Raw genomic sequence first — 17446 nt, 5'->3', positions numbered from 1 at the left:
AAAAAACCTCTTAAAACTAGGAAGAAACCGCTTTATAGCGATCAAGTAATGCCGTTACAATATTTGATGAACAAAGACTATTGGATGATTTAATCATCAAGAGATCCCCAGGAGAAATTTCTGTCAAAAGAAGCGGTAAAATTTTCTCAATATTTTCAGCATAATAAACCTTAACATCAGCCGATAAATCACTGACTAAAGATTTCATTGCCTCACCAAATAAAAAAACGGGATTAGCACCAGAAAAACGTATGGGCTTTATTAAATCACGATGAAGTTTTTCACTATACGCCCCTAACTCGAGCATATCCCCTAAAATAGCAATTCGCCGCCCCCCTTCCCCAACGGGTCCTTTTGCGAGAAGCTCAAGAGCAGCCCGCATAGAGGCGGGATTAGCATTATAGCTTTCATCAATGAGATAAAAGTCATCCCCATTCGATAAAGACAACCGATAACAAATGCCCCGCCCCTTTTGAGAAGAAAAATGGCTTAAAGAAAGCAAAACAGGCTCTAAATCAACCCCCATAGCATCACAAGCCGCAATAACCCCTAAACTATTTTGCACAATATGGCGTCCAGGAGCACCAATTTTGACCTTCCTATCCTCTCCTCCAATAGGCACCATCATAGAAGAACGATCGATTAAAAGACGTATATCCCGCGCCTGATAATCAGCATTTTCACTCTCACCAAAGCTTAAGATCTTTTTCACACCGCAGTTCTTTGCTTTTTGAATAAGATAAGAAAAAAAAGCACTATCTGCATTTAAAATAGCAATACCTTCCTCATCCAATCCTTCAAAAATTTCAGCTTTTGCCTCTGCTATTTCTTCAAGATCTTTGAAAAAGCCCATATGTCCTGCACTAATATGCGTAATGAGAGCAACATGCGGACAAACCAATTTGACCAACGGGCGAATTTCATCCTTATGATTCATGCCAATTTCAAAAATACCATAATCACTTTCCATTGGCATCCGCGCTAATGTAAGCGGAACCCCCCAGCAATTATTAAAAGAAGCAAGATTCGCATGAACGTTTCCAGCCGTTGCAAGAGCTTGTTTCAAAGCTTCTTTTGTGGTTGTTTTTCCCACAGATCCTGTTATCGCGATAATTTTAGCTCTTGAACGTTTGCGTGCGGCTTTCCCAAGTTTTTCCAGGGCTTGCAAAACATCAGGAACAACAATGAGTGGAGCCGATATCTTTTCCATATCAGCCAAACGATGTTCAGCAACGATAAGAACGCCTGCACCTCGTGCATAAGCTTGCGCAGCAAAATCATGACCATCAAGATGATGCCCCTTAATGCAGAAAAAAATATCGCCTTCCGCAAGAGTACGGCTATCAATGGAAACTCCAGGAAAAGTTTCTGGCAAGCTTCCTATGACAATACCGTCAACGGCTGCAACAAGCGCTTGTTTATCCCATAAAACTGTCATCTCTTTTGGCCCTCTAGAGCTTCTATCGCTTTTAGACGATCTGAAAAAGGATACGTTATCTGCCCTATAATTTGGCCATCTTCATGACCTTTTCCAGCAATGATAAGTGTATCACCAGCTTTCAAAAGCCCTACCGCATAAGAAATAGCTTCACCACGATCTGCTATCTCTATGGCTGTTGGTACCGCCTGTAAAATATCCTTGCGTATTTTTTCTGGTATTTCTGTGCGCGGATTATCATCCGTTATAATAACAATATCTGCTTTATCCGCTGCAATTTTTCCCATCAAAGCTCTTTTTCCTTGATCTCGATCCCCTCCACAACCAAAAACAACAAGCAAACGCCCTTGCGTAAAGGGACGAACAGAAAGCAAAACCTGCTCTAAAGCTTCTGGTTTATGCGCATAATCAATATAAACAGGTGCATTATTTTCTGTTTTTCCAACAAGCTCTAATCGACCAGGAGCCCCCTGCAAAGTTTCAAGCGCAGGAAAAACCTTATCAGGAGAGACACCCGTTGCAATGGCTAGTCCTGCCGCCACAAGTGCATTGGCCACTTGAAAATCTCCAGCTAAAGGCAAATCAAATGTATAAATCTTATTTTCTACACGACACTCAATACACTGTTTTGTGCGTTGATGTTCAACACGATTAATTGTGATAAATTGCCCCTTACGACCAATTGTCAAGACATGGCGGCGCGCTTTTCTAACTGCATCAATAACCTTTTGTGAATAGACATCATCAGCAAAAATCACAGCAGGAGCAGAGACAGGTAACAGTGTATCAAACAACCTCATTTTAGCGCGTAAATAATCCTCTACAGAACTGTGATAATCCATGTGATCTCGCCCTAAGTTGGTAAAGGCCCCAGCCGTTAAACGAACGCCATCAAGACGTGCTTGATCAAGCCCATGTGAAGAAGCTTCAAGAGCTGCATGAGTCACCCCTTCATGAGAAATTTCACAAAGAAGACGGTGCAAGACAACCGGATCAGGTGTTGTAAGAGAACCATAATCATTCCGATGAGGCGAAACAACACCAACCGTTCCTATACTTGCCGCACACAATCCAACATGAGTCCAAATTTGCCGAATAAAAGAGACAACAGATGTTTTACCACTGGTCCCTGTTACAGCAACAACCGTTTCAGGCTGAGAACCGTAAAAACGTGCCGCTGCCAACGCAAGACTATGACGAATATTAGAAACACGTAAAATTGGAACAGATAAATCCTCAAGAACAGCCTGACAATCAGTGACAATAGCGCACACGCCACGCTTTATTGCATCATGGATATAGTTTCTTCCATCCCCTTGTTTTCCTTGAATAGCGAAAAAAACATAACCCGGCAAGATTTGCCGAGAATCTGCACTGATTCCTGTTATTTCCATTGAAGAAAGATTCTGATCTTCAAGAGTTTCTGTAAAAACTGTCCCAAACAACATAACGACACACCTTTATCTTCATTTTACCGTTGTTTAACGAAATTTGAATAGCTCTCTTTATTTAAAAGAGGCTCATATTCTTTTTTTAAATCGGGCTTTACACCAAGAAAACTCGCTGAGCGACGAATAATATTAGCCAGCATTGGTGCAGCATTCATCCCTGCTGTTGCGGAATTTTTCCCCTCCTCTGGCTTAGGTTCATCAATAATTGTTAAAACAACATAAGAAGGATCATCAATCGGAAAAGCAGCCAGAAAACTATTGAAGTTTTTTGTTTTAGAATATTTTCCATTTTCAACTTTCTCAGCTGTTCCTGTCTTTCCACCCACCCTATAACCTTCGACTTTTGCATTACGTCCAGAACCAATATCACTATTTAATTGATAAAGGTAACGCATATTTTGACTTGTTTTGGCCTGTAAAACCTGTTTTGCATGATGCAAAGCTTGTTCTCTTGTCCGTTTTAAAAATGTTGGTGTAATCAACCAACCACCATTCATTAAAGCTGCAGCCCCAACAGCTGTTTGTAAAGGGGTTGTTGCCATGCCATGCCCAAAAGAAATTGTCATAGAATGGATATCCTTCCAATGATGGGGGACAATAGGATGAGCAACTTCCGGCAACTCTGTTGTAAGGCGATCCAAGAGCCCCAGTTTTTGCAAAAAACGACGATGTTTATCAATCCCTATCGTTAATGCCTCTTTAGCAGAACCAATGTTGGAAGAATAAATAAAAACCTCCCATAACGTTAAGGGACGATTTTTTCCGTGAAAATCATGAATCGTATAGCCACTGCTTGCTTTTATGGGTTTTGAAGCATCAATAACACTGTTTAAATGAAAAAGACCAGAATCAAGAGCCATGGCAGTCGTAAAACTTTTAATAATCGACCCCATTTCAAAAGCTCCAGCCGTCATGCGATTTAAACGATCACTTTTTAACGCTTCAGTAGGATTTTCAGGGTCAAAATCTGGGAGTGATGCCAAAGCCAAAATTTCCCCCGTATGGATATTCAAAATAACAGCGCCTGCAGCAATGGCCTTATAACGCTTCATAGCTTGAATAAGTTCATCATGGACAATTGCCTGAACACGTACATCAATCGAAAGCTGCACTTGTTTTAATGACTCTTCCACGGCAAGACCAGCAGCACGCAGAGCACTCAAACCCGTATCATCAATATATTTTTCCATACCGGCAATGCCCTGATTATCCACATTGACCATGCCGAGAATATGCGAAGTTATAGGCCCATCTGGATAAAAACGACGAATTTCCGTCCGAAACCCAATGCCTGGAATACCAAGAGCCATAATCTGCGTCTTCTGCATGGGTGTTAACCCACGCTGTATCCAAGAAAAAGCAGTTTTTCTTTTTAAACGATTATAGGTTTCCTGCCAATTAAGATCAGATAAAACGGTTGAAAGCAATTCTATTGTTTCATCCACATCAATAATACGTCTTGGCTCAGCAAAAAGTGAATAAGTTTTAATATCTGTTGCCAATAAACGACCATTACGATCCACAATATCAGGTCGTGCCGTCAATTGAAGAACGGTTGGCCCCTTTGCTTCTTCGATCTGTCCCCCTTGCAGTCCATAAGAAATTAGACAAGCGCCCATGATGCCATATAAAATTAAAAAACAGAACAATGAAAAAAGCAAACGGGGACGACTAGAAGACGAACCACGAATAGAAACATTATGATTATTCAACGCGTTCTTTAAGCGCTTTTTCTTCTGTGAGAATAAAAAGCTTGATTTCATCGCCGTGCGCCTTTTTGAACAGCGCCTTTGACGTGAGAAGCCCGATTATTTGCCAAAATATCCTGATTATCTTCCAAGATATTTTGTTTAATCACTTCTTCAATTGGATCATGTACCCGTACTGGAATATCTTTAAACTCCACAATTTGACGCGGCTGTATAACCTCTAATCCAAGTTCTTTTTGATAACGTTTCGCAAGTTTTTGCATGCGTGAAGGCTTTATCATCACAGCCCATTCAGCATGAAGCAAACGCACCGTATTTTTTGCTGCTGCAATTTCATGCTCCAGATGACGAACCTCGCTCATTCGTTTTTGAACATCATATTTTACCTTATAAGTAAGCCCTGCCATACAAATCATAATCATCACTAAAATCATATCAAATGTACGGAAAACTGTCATTTCTTGCCACCTTCAAAACTGGCAATATCTGCTAAACCAAACAATTTCATATCTTCCCCAAGAGCCTCTGCATCAGTCCGCACCCCCATACGCAATCTCGCAGAGCGTGAACGAGGATTTTGTTGTAACTCCTCTTTATTTGCCGTTATTCCCCCTTTAAACAAAGGGAAAAATGTTTCTGGAGAATGCTTTATTTCAGGCAAATAACGTGACCTCATACATTCTCCAGAACGCGCTGAAAAAAATCTTTTGACCATACGATCTTCAAGAGAATGAAAACTAACAACCCCCAAACGGCCTCCAGCTTTTAAAATGCGTTCAGCAGCAAATAAACCACGCGCTAATTCACCAATTTCATCATTAACATAGATACGAAGAGCCTGAAATACACGTGTTGCGGGATGAATGCGATCTCCTGGCTTACGCCCTACCAACGCTTCAATAGCATAGGCTAAATCACCTGTACGCAAAAAAGGCTGAACAACACGACGCTTTTCAATCATTCGTGCAATGCGCCCTGCATAACGCTCTTCTCCTAATATTTTAAAAATCCGCGCTAAATCCTTTGCTTTTAAATGATTAACAACATCGCTGGCTGTAAACCCCGTCTGAGCCATTCGCATATCCAATGGACCATCTTTTTGAAAGGAAAAGCCTCTTTCTGCTTCATCAAGCTGCATTGAAGAGACACCAATATCCAAAATAACCGCATCCACCTTCTCTTCAACGACACGATCGAGCTGTGAAAATTCCATATGGACCAAACGAAGTCGTGGAAAAAACTCATCAACAAGGGCTTGTCCCGCACCAATAGCATGAGGATCACGATCAAGAGCAATCACTTCCGCCCCTGCTTTTAACAAAGCGCGCGTATAACCACCAGCACCAAAGGTACCATCAATCACTTTTGCTCCAACCAATGGCATAAGCCCAGCCAAAACTGGCTGCAACAACACTGGAATATGACGTTCAGCTCTTTGATCTTTTTTTGTCAAAATAATCCGTCTTGAAGTTATGCTGTTTCAAATCAACAGCTCTCTCATAGCAACCGATATCAGAATAACCCAAACCTTAACTTTCATATTAATCACGATGAACGAAAAAGCTCACGTTATTCCAAGGCAAATCCTAACGTATTATACTTAAAGAAATGTTATAATTTTTTAAAATGCTCTTTATTCAAGTGTCCATTTCAAAAACAGACTCCATAAAGCCCATATCTCTTTGATTTTATAAAAAAATCATGCAGCATCATGAAATATCAGTCGGCCTATAAGCCGGGTTCTGTATAGTAAAGCTTATACTTTACATGGCAACCATTCATCTAGGACGGATGTTACCATCCGCCTCATGCAACCTACCCGAATGACTCGCCCGGAAATCGGCTGCAAATTAAATCTTGCACGTCATTTCTATTTGGTCTTGCTCCCGGTGGGGTTTACCTTGCCACATTCATTACTGAATGCGCGGTGGGCTCTTACTCCACCCTTTCACCCTTACCTATAAAAATAGGCGGTTTACTTTCTGTGGCACTTTCCCTAGGGTCACCCCCGCCGGGTGTTACCCGGCACCGTCTTTCCATGGAGCCCGGACTTTCCTCACCTACCGCTTTTCAGCATTGGACAGGCGCGGTTGCCCAGCCGACTGACACATTAACTTATAAAACACTTTTTGCTTCGTGAAAATAGCATCTTAAAATATTTTATAGCCAATCTCTTTTTAAAAAACATTTTTATTTTAATGAAGCCAAATACATTTTTACTTTTTTGCAATATTTCGCAGAAATGGCGTTCATTTTTTTTGCAGCATGACCTGCATTATATTTAAGGATTGTACCACACGTACTTCCACCACTGAGTTTATAGGCCCGTGCCAAATAACGCATACCATATTCAAGATTGGTTGCAGGATCGTATAAATCTTGCACAGAACCACTAAAACCCAAGCCTCGTGCCGTAGAGGGTTTTATTTGCATTAAACCTATTTCTCCCGCGGCTCCTTTTATGCGAGCTTTATAATTACTTTCAATTTTTACAACAGCATGTGCTAAATTAACCGGAACATTATGCTTCGTTGCAAATTTCTTAATAAGAAACTCATAAGGACGAGCAGGTTTCTTAGAAGCAACAGTCACCGAGTCTTCTTTTGATTCTACACTCTTTAAGGCACTATGTGTCCAGTCTATATTAAATACAAAAAATACAGCACACGCTGTATTTAAAAAAATTTTCAAAAATTGCATTTTCTTTCTCTTCACAACATTCTCAAACTCTATCCGCAAATAGTTTGCAAGTGTATTGTACAAAAAAAGAAAGCAAAAGAACGGCTTGAAAAAGGAAATACTAAGACAATTTCAAGATAAAATTCTATAACAAAAGAAAATCTCTTTATGCACAAATTATAGATTTCCTTATATCATAAAATAAAAAAAATAAATAGAATATAGTTAATCTTATAGCGTATTCAATAAAATGATATACTCTTTCTGTTTATTTTATTGATGTCGTATCACTCAATTTTTACAGTAGAAAATAGAAATTTAAGGAGAAATAATATTTTTTAAAAAAGATAATTAAATTCTTTATTGAGATCAATTCTACAAAGTAATAAAGACAAAACCGTTCTACGCTTTACTCTCTTTAAATATTACAATAGCCTTTAATGTTTGAAATCACTCAAAGAAGATTTTTACTTCTTTCTAAAAAAGCTTTATTCCCCCAAAACTCTCGGCCTGTGCTGTGCCACAAAACTGATTTTGATTGCTTTAACGGATTGAAAACAAGAGAATTTTACAATATTTGAGATTGTCACTTCGCATGTAAAATGATCAATGATCACTATAAATAATAAATAATATTCCTCTTGTTCCTACAACAAAGTTTAACGGTTATTTCTGTCTGCTTTTTTAAATTCTCGAAAATACAATCGCACAAAGCTTTTTGAAGGAAAATGGCTCTCTCACCTCCTCTCAACATTTTTTCTTGATCCCACATTAGCATCTTATCAGCCTTGCGCCTCATCTTCAAAAAATAAGACAAGTGAATAAATATCCTAAAATACACAAAAAAAAGGAGGCTAAAACCTTTTGAGAATTTTTTATCTTTCCTATCAAACAAAAAATAACTGGCATATAAGCACTTAATATGTTTTGTTATAGAAATTCATGCTTTTTCTTTTCTACAAATGGGCACTCTCAGATTACTCTCACCCTTTATAAAAATATTGTCTTGATTTGAGTTTTTTTATTCTTTTTATCGTTGTAGCCATTAATAATGCAATTAACCTGAAACACTCTCAATGAGCTTGTAATCACTCCTATCATAATTGTAACATTACCGGCATGCTCTCACTTCTTATCTTTTGAATAAGAGAGTTTTTACTCATTATCTGACAGATTGATCATCTTCTTGCTTTTCAGAACTTCATGAAAAGCAACACCCCTTAAAATCACCCCCATAAAGCGCGATTAAAAAAATAACTAAAAATAAGTATTCACAATGGAAGGACGAGAAATCGCTTTTGAGAGAGCCATAGCAACAGTTTCACCAAACTTGTGCGCCTGTTCAAGACTCTGGCCATTTTCAGAAGCAAATAAAATCGCATCGCGACGCACTTTCTCAATAAACAGCTCTTGCTGCTGAGGACGCATCTTATAAAGATGCATGATAATATCTGGAAAAGAAATAAGCACTCTCTCAAGCAACAACTCTTCTGTTACATCAATTTGCTGAGAATAAGAAAAAGAGCGATCGGAAAAAAATCTATAAACAGCAACATTCCGAGAAGCAAAAAGGCTAGCGCCAAAAATAAAAAACACAAATAAAATAAAAACAATACGACGCCAGAAAAATCCCATTCTCTCTTCCCTAAAGATCACAGAATATAAATACAGCCCCCTTTATAGCATTCAACGCTTCCTTAATAAAGAAAAATTCTCATCATTGAAAATAAATACGCTCACACTCATAACCCTCTAGTGGCATTACCACCCTATATATTCAGGGCCTATAGGCTACACAATAACAAGCCTTACATTTTTTCCCTAATAACACCCCCCCCTAAAAACAGTTACAAAAAAACCTGACTGAGGAAAACCTCAGTCAGGCCAGACAATCTAGGGGATCCACGCGGGGGGGGGGAGGAGGTTCCCCGATCGTCTTCTCACATCAGCCACTAAGATAGCCGATGCAATATCTTTGCTATGGAATAAAATGCTTTAAACAACAAGAAATTCTTATCATCTTCTACAAAAAAAAACATAAAATAATTATAAATTTCTTAAAAATGGTAAAATTTAGGCAAAAAAAATTTAAAATGACCCAATTTGAAGCAATTTTATTTCGATAAGCATCAATCAGAATCTACTGCCATTATAATTTTATAATATTTTCTTTCACAACTCTGATAATCATCATTAAAAAACAAGCCGTTTATATATATTCACCCTATAAAAAGGTGAATCAGAAGAATCACTTAATCCAACATCGATCACCACAAAAGAGAAACTTAGTTTTTCAACCTCATACAATAACCACAAAACATCTGTTCAAAAGAAAATATAAATATTTAAATAAAAACAACAGATTGTAGAGAAAAAGTCTTATTTATCTTTATGAAATTTTCTGAAAATGATCATTTAAGAATATTGTCAAACCCTTTACGCAACAACATCAATAAATGAATTTTGCCGCTTACGAGAAAATGAAAAACTTAAAGGTATTTATTTCAAATCATGCCCTATGACCATTCCTAACCTTGATACACGCCCCTCATTTAAATCTTCATCTATTGAATCAATCAAAGCCATCCTATTGCACGTTATCAGTGAGATTAGCAGAGGGATAAAAATGATAAAAACAGGGACAAAATATCTTCTCTTGTAACAGACAAACAAACATTTTTGGATTGTAAAAAAGATTTGAAATAAAAAAATATGATATCAAGACACCTTAAATGACAATCCTCATAGTCTTAATCTATAAGAATTCATTACACAGCTTCCACGCCACTATGAAACACCAATCCCCTCCTATAAAAATAATATGAATATAAACAAACAATAGCTTTTCAATGATTGAATAAAGCTTTATCTCTGCACTATTTCTTGAAAAAAACCAGAGAATAAAGCACACGAACAAATATGTTTTATGCAAAATTGATTTGTTTATCTTTGATATCATCAACCAATAAACGCGGATCACGAGCAAGCCAAAGTGTAACCATATCCTCCTCTCTTTTTGCATTTTTTATGGGAGTAAGATGAATTGTTTGCTCTAAAATAAGTCCTGCATTTTTAAGCCATTGTTCTATTTGTAAAGCCGAAAATCCAAGATGCATAGGCACTTGATCAGAATGTAAAGACTCAACATCATGATAAGCAAAATCCACAATCAATAAACGCCCATGAGGACGCAAAACACCTGATATCTTATGAAAAGCCTTTTCAGGATTTTCAAGAAAATATAAAGCCCCATAAAGAATAACTAAATCAAAAGTTGTCTCTCCAACAGACAAATGCAAAACATCACGATCAAGTACAACTTCAACCGCATGCGTATAAAGATCAGAAAATAATTTTAAGACAAAATCTCCCCCCATTCCAATATTCAGCATCGTCTGAAACGGCTTATCACCCACGATTTTAAGTAAAGCATTTTCCATACCATGATCTGCCCTATCGGATGACCGTAAAACATCCCACCGCGACGCGTTTTGTAAGAAATGCTTCTTTCTCATTTTTTGACGCTGCTTTTTGACGTCCTTCAAACGTTCTAAATCGTGCGCTAACAAGGCATCATGCTTTGACAAAGCCGAAAGAACGCTCATAATAATGTCTTTACCCCAAAAATCATGACAAAGCTTAAAATAAAGGCAACCTTCCTTCTGATAACGCTCAATCAATCGTACTTCGTACAATAAAGCTAAATATCGTGATATACACGCTTGTGACTGATCGAGGATAAAAATAAAATCAGGAATTGTTAAATCTTCATGATGCAAGAGTCTAAGAACACGTAAATGGTTCACTTCTGCGACCGCTTTCAATAGCACAGTCACCACATCTAAACTTGCACTTTTTTTCATAAATTTCCCTCCAACATTCCTATAAACATTTGTTTATAGGGAAAAAGTCAAGCATAAGACGCATATTCTTATTTATTCTTTTCCTACTGTTTTATCATACTATGGTAAAAATAGATTATGGTAAAAAAACAATTTTTATTCCACCTCCCCGAATAGTTATAATAAACTGATTTATAAAGATAATTCATCACTCTATACCTTACAATAAATGCCCCAAAACTGTCAGTTTTTCTCATTTCAAACCTATTCATGATAAAACCAATAACAACCATTCTCTTGCACCTATAAACAAGAGGTAAAGATAAAAATCATAGAAATAAATGAAAATGCTTCTTATTGCCTGCTCAAAACAAGAGCGATACACCATGGGGAGCGAGTAAATACCATAGATACTGGTCTACAACTTTATTAAATAATAACAATAACACTCAATGACCAGTGTATTTACAAAATAGTAATATACTCTCAACCTTCCTCTCTTTATAGTAATTTTACAAGCAATAACCAGTTATATATAATAACCCAATTATATATCATGAATAGAATAGCTTTACTTACGCCATGATCTCATAAAGAGTTTTTGTCTCATAAAGCATTTATATTTCCAATAAATAAAAACTTTCACACAATACAGACGGCTTTATTGATTGAATAATAATAACTACAAAAACACACTATTTTCTCAATAAAGCTTCAATAAGATAAGAAATTCTAGCGTGTAAGAGGCTTATAATTTGCATGCTTAGGGTTAAGGGATTCAGCCCCAAGACGGCGAACTTTATCAGCTTCATATTCAGCAAAGTTACCCTCAAACCATTCCACGTGGCCATCACCTTCAAAGGCTAAAATATGTGTAGCCAATCGATCAAGAAACATACGATCGTGCGATATAATCACAGCACACCCAGCAAAATTTTCCAATGCATCTTCCAACGCCCCCAATGTTTCAGTATCAAGATCATTTGTCGGTTCATCAAGAAGAAGCACATTGCCCCCCTCTTTTAGAAGTTTCGCCAAATGGACGCGATTGCGCTGCCCCCCTGATAAGTTTGCGACCTTCTGTTGCTGATCAGTTCCCTTGAAATTAAAAGCCCCACAATAAGCACGACTATTCATCTCATACTTGCCTAACTTAATAATGTCATTCCCACCAGAAATCTCTTCCCAAACCGTTTTATCACCCGCTAAAGAATCGCGACTCTGATCCACATAACTCATGTGAACTGTTTCACCAATACGAATTTTACCAGAATCGGGCTGTTCTTGTCCCGTCAACATTTTAAACAAAGTCGACTTTCCCATACCATTGGCTCCAATAACACCGACAATACCCCCAGCAGGAAGCTTAAAAGAAAGAGAATCAATCAACACACGCTCACCATAAGCTTTAGAAAGATGATCAACTTCAATGACAACCTGTCCTAACCTTTCTCCAATAGGAATAATGATTTGAGCCTCTCCAGGACGTCGTTCACGTGCAGCTTGAACTAACTCATCATAAGCTTTAATTCGTGCTTTTGACTTTGCTTGTCGTCCTTTTGGACTAGATGCAATCCATTCTTGCTCCCGCGATAAAGCGCGTTGACGCGCAGCCTCTTCACGTCCCTCTTGAGCCAAGCGCTTAGCTTTAGCCGCCAAATAAGCAGAATAGTTCCCCTCATAAGGGATACCTCTCCCGCGATCTAACTCTAAAATCCACCCCGTAACATTGTCGAGGAAATAACGATCATGGGTTATCAAAAGCACGGCGCCGGGATATTCACGCAAATGCCTTTCAAGCCAAGCCGTCGTTTCAGCGTCTAAATGGTTTGTTGGTTCATCCAAAAGCAACAAGTCAGGTTTTGACAAAAGCAATTTACAAAGCGCAACACGCCGCTTTTCACCACCCGAAAGTTTTGTTACATCTGCTTTAGCGGGTGGACAACCAAGAGCAGCCATCGCCATTTCCACTTGGCTTTCTAAATCCCAAAGATTCTGACTGTCAATAATATCTTGAAGCTTTGCACTTTCATCGGCCGTTTCCTCGCTATAATTCATCATCAATTCATTATAACGCTCAAGAATGGCTTGTTTATCTGCAACACCTTCCATCACATTGCCACGCACATCCTTACTGGCATCAAGCAAAGGCTCTTGTGGTAGATAGCCACAACGCGCTCCTTCAGAAAGCCATGCTTCGCCCGTATATTCCTTATCTAATCCAGCCATAATACGTAAAATAGTTGATTTACCCGCACCATTGGGCCCTAAAATACCGATCTTCGCATCTGGATAAAAAGACAAATGAATATTTTCTAAAATTTTTTTATTGCCGTAAGACTTGTTGAGCCCAGCCATATGGTAAATAAATTGACGTGCCATAAATTTCTCTTTAGTATAGAACTCTTTTTATTATTGTGCGATATTACAAGGTTAGGATTTTGAAAAAATTGCTTTCGATTTTTGAAACTATACAATTAAATAGCACTTACATCGTATCAAAAGCTTTTCGCTTTATATTGGTACATTTTTTCTAATCTCACAAGCCCCAGTATGGTTTTAAATGCAAAAAAACATTCTTTCAAAAAGCAAAAAACAAATCTTTTTAGCTGTGCCTGAAACGTGTTATCAAATATTACCACTCTTTTCCATACCAGATATAACAGTGTGTTTTTATCGTATTAGACCAACATATCAATGTAATGTGGCGCCAAAAAGAAAAGTCATTCTCTATGCGCCTTCTTTTTTTGCTTTATGGGCTTTATATTACGCCGTTAAAAATCCTTCGCTTTTTTCATCAATTTTCTGTTACGGAAAACAGTGGACTTCACCCCTTGCCTTGATGTGGCTTCAATTACGTTTACAAAACGACCGCCGTCTTATGGGATCTGACGTCCCAAGCCCGATGATCATGAAAGCTTTGCGTCAGCACGTAGCAGAAAATAACGACACGACACTTCCCATTGGTACATGGTTACACTTTGTAAAACACTATAAAATAAATTGTAAAAACTTATCTATCCCCCTCTTTTGGCTTGATAATTATAAAAATAAAATCAAAATCCAAGAAATCATTTCAAAACTTCAAGACTGAATATAGCTTTTTGAAAATGCGGTAAAAACTCATCTCCGATAGGAATATATTTATGGAAAAAAAAGCCTTAATCGTCATTGATGTTCAAAATGACTTCTTACCCGGTGGAGCACTCGCAGTACCACAGGGTGATGCTATTTTACCCGCCGTCAATAATCTCATCAATCATTTTGACCACGTTATTTTAACCCAAGACTGGCATCCAAGAAACCATTGTAGCTTTGCTTCCTGCTATCCTGAAAAAAAAACTTATGATACCATTAATCTTGACTATGGTCCTCAAATACTATGGCCTGATCATTGCATACAAGGAACAAAAGGAGCAGAATTTCATCCATCTCTCAAAGTGGAAAAGGCACAACTTATCCTTAGAAAAGGCTATAATCAAAACATGGATAGTTATTCTGCTTTTCTTGAAAATGATCAAAAAACATCAACAGGTTTACACGCCTATCTTAAAGAACATGGCTTTACCAAACTTGTTATGTGTGGCTTAGCTACAGACTTCTGTGTTGGATTTTCTGCTCTTCACGCCATACAATTTGGTTTTAAAGTTAGTGTTTCATTAAATGCTTGCGCTGGTATTGATGTAAATGAATCCCTAAACACAATGCTTAAAACAATGAATGAAGCTGGTATTGAATTGTTAATGGTCGCCTGAAATATTGTGTTCTGACTCTCTATTATAAGAAAAAAATATTTTATACATATTCAAGTGAGAAACCAGAATAGGGTAAAATTCTTTCATGCCAAACCTATTTATAATGAATGAACCGCTCTCTTACACATCACAAATAAGATAAATCTGCAAATAAAGATCATTCAAAAAGCAGCCAAAATGCTTCTTATAAGTCGTGAAATACCATAGCTGCCATAGTACTGAAAGCAGGTAAAAAATATACCATGTATTCAACTTTAAAATAAAAAAACAACAGCATTCTGTTTGGCATCAAAGACCTTTCCTCTTCAAAGAGATATGATAAACAAAAATAACAGAAAATATGAAATCTCCATGACTTAAGATGCAGCATTTTTATCCAATTGACGACGCTTAAAACGAATTGAAGAATACAATGCTATTCCAATAATACTAACGCCCACAAGTCCCGTTAAGACTTCCGGAACCGATATAATTGTTTGCAAATACATAATCACTGCAAGAATTAAAATTGCATAAAAAGCACCATGTTCCAAATAACGATAATGCAACAATGTCCCTGATTCGACTAACATAATTGTCATAGAACGAACATAAAAGGCACCAATACCAAGACCAATTGCGATAATAAAAAGGTTATGTGAAAAGGCAAAAGCACCCACCACACCATCGAAAGAAAAACTTGCATCAAGGACTTCTAAATAAAGAAATGCCCCCATTCCCCCTTGAGCCACTGTCGTTAAAGTCTTTTTAGGCGTATCCAAAAGATGACCAATAGCCTCAACCCCTATAAAGGTCAAAAGTCCATAAAGAGCTGCCAATAAAAAAGTGATTTTATCTTCTGCAGCAATCTGCCTTGAAACAAATAAGATCAAAATCAAAATAATTGCGATATCAATCCCAATAATGGCCCCAAACTTTTGCGCTGGTCTCTCTATAACGTTAAGCCAATGTACCTCTTTTTCAGAATCAAAAAAATATTTTAAGCCAACCATCATAAGGAAAGTTCCCCCAAAAGCCGCAATTCCCATATGCGCATCAATTAAGACTTCGGCATATCGATGTGGTTCCCATAGCGCTAATTTAACTGCTGCAATTGGATTAATTCCAACAGCAACAACAACCACCAATAATGGAAAAACAATCCGCATCCCGAATACAGCGATCAAAATTCCCCATATAAGAAAACGACGACGCCATAACGGATCCATTCTACCAAGAACACGTGCATTGATAATCGAATTATCAAAAGATAAAGAAATTTCCAAAACCCCTAAAACACAACAAATAAAAAAATATTTAAGAAAACCAGTCATGCTTCCCGTTTCAAACCAACCGATAGCGCCTCCTAAAAAGACACCAATAATCGTGAAAAAAAAAGCAAACCCAAAATAGCGCAACAGGGCCATGATCATTCCTCAAAATTTATTTTCTAATTCATCGACAAAACACCCATAGTGCAAATCGAAAGCTTGTATCCCTTTAAAGTTGCATCTCTTAATGCAGAGGTGTATAGAATACAATGGTAGAGTTACATGAAAACTTTCTCAAAAAAACAAGAGGCAAAGTGCACCAAACAAAGAATTTTTGTTTGAAATGAATAGTAATCGTTAATACAATAGAATTGAGAAGTTGTTTTCTCTACACTAAAATAAAAAAATAAAGAGAAATTAAAGCTATAAATATTGACATTATATCATAAATATTAATACATAGTGTGGTTTTATTGTTTTATAATTTATACCATGATGATTTACTGAGGGAGATAATTCGTGGCACGTCCTGAAACTGAATCAAAAACCATATTTGGAAAACGTTTACGTTATGTACGTCTTGCTTTAGGCGATCCATCACGTGAGACCTTAGCTAAAAGTTTTAGCATGACGAAAAATTCCATTGCTTTTTATGAGCGTGGAGAAAGAGAACCCAATCTTAGTGTCTTACAAACATACCGCACGTTATATGGTGTCAACATTAATTGGCTTTTAACCGGACAAGGAAAAATGTTTGACGCCGAATATACAAAAGGTGATTTTGACTGGAATTATTTTATTAAAAAAATTGAAGGGCTTGAAGAGACACTTACCAAGTGCGATCGTAATGAAAAACTAAATCAAGAAAAAATCGATAGCTCTTATGAAAAGTTGCAGCAATATTTGTCAAGACAAGGTTTATCAAATGGTCTTAACTCTAAAACGGCAACCTCTCTGATCGATATGAAAGCCAAGATGACTAATTCTTATACCCTTAGCTTATTCATTGATTTACTCATTCGAAGCGTATCCCAAAAAGAAGTTATCGCTAATCAATAAATGCCTATTTCAAAAGAAAAAAAGAATTTTTTAACCTCACCTGCATGGAGAAAAGTATTTTTCCTTTCTCCATGTAAGTGGAAGTTTGTACGGTCTATAAAATTTACTTCTATAAAAGAAAAATATTTGTATTGTAAATGAGCATATAGTGTCATTAAATTGGAAAAAAATTATTTTATAGTATAAAATTCTCATTCATATCTTATTGACAAGAAAATTTTTCTTGTTAAAAGAATAATAGCTCTCATAGAAATTATGTAAGG

13 protein-coding genes and 1 other RNA gene are annotated in these 17446 nt (G+C 37.2%); 3 read left to right on the top strand and 11 right to left on the bottom strand.

Annotated features, from left to right (window positions below):
• Window positions 1–16: 16 nt before the first annotated feature.
• From AC6ER8_RS03225 to ettA, 10 genes are all read right to left on the bottom strand, one after another.
• Complete coding sequence (locus AC6ER8_RS03225) at window positions 17–1438, bottom strand: UDP-N-acetylmuramoylalanyl-D-glutamyl-2,6-diaminopimelate--D-alanyl-D-alanine ligase (protein WP_497079273.1); 1422 nt, start codon at window positions 1436–1438, stop codon at window positions 17–19.
• Window positions 1435–2886 (bottom strand): UDP-N-acetylmuramoyl-L-alanyl-D-glutamate--2,6-diaminopimelate ligase, encoded by a 1452-nt coding sequence (locus AC6ER8_RS03220; protein ID WP_497079271.1) that lies wholly within the window; start codon window positions 2884–2886, stop codon window positions 1435–1437. Before AC6ER8_RS03220 ends, AC6ER8_RS03225 begins: the two co-directional genes overlap by 4 nt.
• A gap of 23 nt (window positions 2887–2909) precedes the next feature.
• A complete protein-coding gene (locus AC6ER8_RS03215; protein WP_497079269.1) occupies window positions 2910–4652 on the bottom strand; it encodes a peptidoglycan D,D-transpeptidase FtsI family protein in 1743 nt (580 codons plus the stop codon).
• A complete protein-coding gene (gene ftsL, locus AC6ER8_RS03210) occupies window positions 4649–5056 on the bottom strand; it encodes a cell division protein FtsL (protein ID WP_497079267.1) in 408 nt (135 codons plus the stop codon). The genes AC6ER8_RS03215 and ftsL overlap by 4 nt, the downstream gene beginning before the upstream one ends.
• A complete protein-coding gene (gene rsmH, locus AC6ER8_RS03205; protein ID WP_497079265.1) occupies window positions 5053–6051 on the bottom strand; it encodes a 16S rRNA (cytosine(1402)-N(4))-methyltransferase RsmH in 999 nt (332 codons plus the stop codon). Before rsmH ends, ftsL begins: the two co-directional genes overlap by 4 nt.
• A gap of 262 nt (window positions 6052–6313) precedes the next feature.
• An RNA gene (rnpB, locus tag AC6ER8_RS03200) (RNase P RNA component class A) lies at window positions 6314–6704 on the bottom strand.
• Window positions 6705–6788: 84 nt separating this feature from the next.
• Window positions 6789–7298: a lytic transglycosylase domain-containing protein gene (locus AC6ER8_RS03195; RefSeq protein ID WP_497079263.1), complete on the bottom strand. Its 510-nt coding sequence runs from the start codon at window positions 7296–7298 to the stop codon at window positions 6789–6791.
• Window positions 7299–8534: 1236 nt separating this feature from the next.
• A complete protein-coding gene (locus AC6ER8_RS03190; protein WP_497079261.1) occupies window positions 8535–8912 on the bottom strand; it encodes a hypothetical protein in 378 nt (125 codons plus the stop codon).
• A gap of 1289 nt (window positions 8913–10201) precedes the next feature.
• The gene (locus AC6ER8_RS03185; protein ID WP_497079259.1) at window positions 10202–11140 is read right to left on the bottom strand and encodes an ArsR/SmtB family transcription factor; all 939 of its coding nucleotides are present in this window, start codon (window positions 11138–11140) and stop codon (window positions 10202–10204) included.
• A 711-nt stretch (window positions 11141–11851) separates the two neighbouring features.
• The gene (gene ettA, locus AC6ER8_RS03180) at window positions 11852–13501 is read right to left on the bottom strand and encodes an energy-dependent translational throttle protein EttA (RefSeq protein WP_497079257.1); all 1650 of its coding nucleotides are present in this window, start codon (window positions 13499–13501) and stop codon (window positions 11852–11854) included.
• A 181-nt stretch (window positions 13502–13682) separates the two neighbouring features.
• On the opposite strand from ettA, the gene AC6ER8_RS03175 reads away from it, so the two are divergent.
• A complete protein-coding gene (locus AC6ER8_RS03175) occupies window positions 13683–14213 on the top strand; it encodes a hypothetical protein (RefSeq protein WP_497079256.1) in 531 nt (176 codons plus the stop codon).
• A 52-nt stretch (window positions 14214–14265) separates the two neighbouring features.
• Window positions 14266–14874, top strand: coding sequence for a bifunctional nicotinamidase/pyrazinamidase (gene pncA / locus AC6ER8_RS03170; protein ID WP_497079255.1), 609 nt, complete (start codon window positions 14266–14268; stop codon window positions 14872–14874).
• A 356-nt stretch (window positions 14875–15230) separates the two neighbouring features.
• Here the strand turns inward: pncA and AC6ER8_RS03165 are convergent, their stop codons facing one another.
• Window positions 15231–16280, bottom strand: a complete 1050-nt coding sequence (locus AC6ER8_RS03165) for a DUF475 domain-containing protein (protein WP_497079253.1) — start codon at window positions 16278–16280, stop codon at window positions 15231–15233.
• Window positions 16281–16643: 363 nt separating this feature from the next.
• Here AC6ER8_RS03165 and AC6ER8_RS03160 point away from each other — a divergent pair, with 363 nt between their 5' ends.
• Window positions 16644–17183, top strand: a complete 540-nt coding sequence (locus AC6ER8_RS03160) for a helix-turn-helix domain-containing protein (RefSeq protein ID WP_497079251.1) — start codon at window positions 16644–16646, stop codon at window positions 17181–17183.
• Window positions 17184–17446 lie beyond the last annotated feature (263 nt).

Source organism: Bartonella sp. SL320 (assembly GCF_059687635.1).
Note: the sequence above shows the minus strand (reverse complement) of the source record. Positions and strands in the feature narration are given on the sequence as shown.